The sequence below is a fragment of the Kitasatospora sp. NPDC056531 genome (assembly GCF_042794375.1).
Classification (GTDB): domain Bacteria; phylum Actinomycetota; class Actinomycetes; order Streptomycetales; family Streptomycetaceae; genus Kitasatospora.
This window is the reverse complement of the sequence record NZ_JBHTTU010000278.1, coordinates 1-2,581: the sequence shown is the minus strand read 5'-3', so window position 1 is coordinate 2,581 and position 2,581 is coordinate 1. Positions and strand designations below refer to the sequence as shown.

Below are 2,581 nucleotides of genomic sequence, written 5' to 3'. Positions count from 1 at the left end.
CCCCATGACCGTCGACCCCGCCCGGTCGTAGCAGCCCGCCACGTACGTCCCCGGGTAGTGGACCCCGTCCGCGACCGACTCGGGCGCGGCGCCCCGGCTGACCAGGTAGCCGTTGCCGACCGCGCACAGGGCCTCCCGCAGTCCCTCCTCGTCCGGGTCGAAGCCCCGGTAGCGCAGGGTCCAGGCGTCCGGCAGGTCGGGATGCCCCGTAGGTGGGTCCGCTGCCATGGCGACCTCCGTTGCCGACCGCTTCGCTCCCCAGTCTGCGCACCCCCGTGCCGAGCCGCTCGGCACCCCCGGGCGGGGCCGGTCGGCCCTCCCCCAAAACGCGGTGGGCGTGGAGGCTGGAGAGGTACCACGGCGACGGCCGAGGAGATGAGCCATGTCCACCGTCCACCCGCCGCGGACCACCGCCGAGGCCCTGCTCTCCGACGGCACCACGGTCGAGATCCGGCAGCTGGGCCCGCAGGACCACCAGGCGGTGCTCGACCTGAACATCGACGGGATGTCCGAGGAGAGCCGCCGGATGCGGTTCTTCGGGGTCAGCCGCAACGCGCCGAGGCAGGCGGCCGACCGCCTTTGCGGGGAGGAGAGTCCGGGGCTGCTGGCCCTGGGAGCCTGGGTGGGGGAGGAACTCGTCGGCGAGGCGGACTGCGCCGTGCTGGACGACCTGCCGGAGACGGCGGAGCTCGCGCTCGCGGTGGCCGACCGCTGGCACCACCGGGGCGTGGGCACGCTGTTCCTCGAACACCTGGTGCATGCCGCCAGGGCGTGCGGCGTCCGCTTCTTCGAGGCCGACACGCTGGCCGGGAACCAGGCCGTGCACAAGGTCTTCGCAGACCTCGGCCTGCCCGTCCAGCGGCGGTTCGCGCAGAGCGAGGTCAGAATTCGGGTGCCGCTGGACGAGTCGGACGAGCGCTACCGAACGGCGGTGGACGAGCGCGGGCGCCGCGCCGACGTGGCCAGCCTGGCGGCGCTGCTCCGACCGGCGTCGGTCGCGCTGGTGGGCGTCTCGCGCCGGGAGGGCTCGGTCGGGCGGGCCGTCCTTGGGAAGATCCGCCGGGGCGGCTTCACGGGGGCGGTCTGGGCCGTGAACCCGCACGCCGCCGAGATCGACGGCGTGACCGCGTACCCGTCCGTCGCCGCCCTGCCCGCAGTGCTGGACCTCGCAGTACTGGCCGTCCCGGCCGCGGCGGTGGGGGAGGTGGCCGAGGACTGCGGCGCCGCCGGGGTCAGGGCGCTCGTGGTGCTCACCTCCGGACTCGGCCCGGAGGACGCCCGTCGGCTGATGCGCGCCTGCTGGCGGTACAGCATGCGCCTGGTCGGCCCGAACAGCCTCGGCCTCGCCCAGGCCGATCCCGCCGTCCGGCTGGACGCCGAGTTCGGCGCCGTGTTCCCGCGCGCCGGGACGGCCGGAGTGGCCGTCCAGAGCGGCGGCGTGGGGATCGCCCTGCTGGAGCGGCTCGGCTGGCTGGGCGTTGGGGTGTCGAGCTTCGTCTCGCTCAGCGACAAGTACGACGTCAGCGGCAACGACCTGCTCCGTTGGTGGGAGGCGGACGGCCGCACAGATCTCGCCCTATTCCACCTGGAGGCCTTCGGCAGCCCGAGGGCCTTCGCCCGCACCGTCCGCCGCGTCACCCGCACGATCCCGGTCCTGACCGTCGACGCCGGGCGCTCGACAGCGGGCCGCCGCGGTGCGGCCTCGCACACCGCTGCCGCCGCCCGCGCCCTCGCCCACGCGCGGGACCGCGCCCGGTGGCTCGCCGAACCGCGGTCTGAACCCGCCGATGCCGTGGACTGCGACCGGTACACCGCCCGGAGCCTGGTGGACGGCTACCTCACCGCCCACCCCGAGGGCGGCTGGCTCGATCCGCTCTCCACGGCCGACCTGCTGGAGAGCTACGGGCTGCCCCTCACCACCTCGGTGTGGGCCCGCGACGAGCACACGGCGGTCGCCGCTGCCGCCGGGCTGCGCCGCCTCGGGCACGAGGGGAAGGTGGCCCTGAAGGCGTACTGGCCCGGGCAGGTGCACAAGAGCGCCGTAGGTGCCGTCCGCACTGGCCTTGCCACGGACATCGAAGCGCGGGACGCCTACCACGAGTTCACCCGGCGCTTCGGTGTGGAACTGGCCGGCGCGGTGGTCCAGCCGATGGCCGTGCCCGGCCTGGAGTTGCTCGCGGGCGTGGTCCAGGACCGGGTTTTCGGTCCGCTCGTCGTCCTCGGACTCGGCGGCACCGCCACCGACGTCCTGGCCGACCAGGTGGCCCGGCTGGCCCCGCTGAGCGAGCACGACCTGACCGCGATGGTCGCCGAACTCCGGAGCGCACCGCTGCTGTTCGGGCAGCACGGCGGGCCGTCTGTCGACCTTGTTGCCGTCCGGTCCGTCCTCGCCCGGCTGTCCCGGCTCGCCGACGACTTCCCGGAACTCGTCGAGGCCGACCTCAACCCCGTCATCGTCCGCCCCGACGGGGCGGTCTGCGTGGACGCCAGGGTCCGCCTCGAACCCCGGCCGTCCTTCGACCCCTACCTGCGGCGGCTCCGGCGCCCGGCAGCCGCTGAGGGGAAGTGAGCACCGTGAAGC

Annotated in this window: 2 protein-coding genes; one reads left to right on the top strand and one right to left on the bottom strand. The window is 74.7% G+C overall.

Features of this window, described 5'->3' with window-relative positions; translation table 11 throughout:
* Nucleotides 1–228: hypothetical protein (locus ACFQ87_RS45540; RefSeq protein WP_380616934.1), on the bottom strand; the 228-nt coding region annotated here is incomplete at its 3' end.
* A gap of 154 nt (nt 229–382) precedes the next feature.
* Between ACFQ87_RS45540 and ACFQ87_RS45535 the strand changes: the two genes are divergently transcribed.
* Complete coding sequence (locus ACFQ87_RS45535) at nt 383–2,569, top strand: GNAT family N-acetyltransferase (protein ID WP_380616933.1); 2,187 nt, start codon at nt 383–385, stop codon at nt 2,567–2,569.
* Nucleotides 2,570–2,581: the final 12 nt, after the last annotated feature.

Coding starts and splice junctions, on each gene's coding strand:
- ACFQ87_RS45535 (WP_380616933.1), top strand. CDS start 383: ATGTCCACCGTCCACCCGCCGCGGACCACCGCCGAGGCCCTGCTCTCC.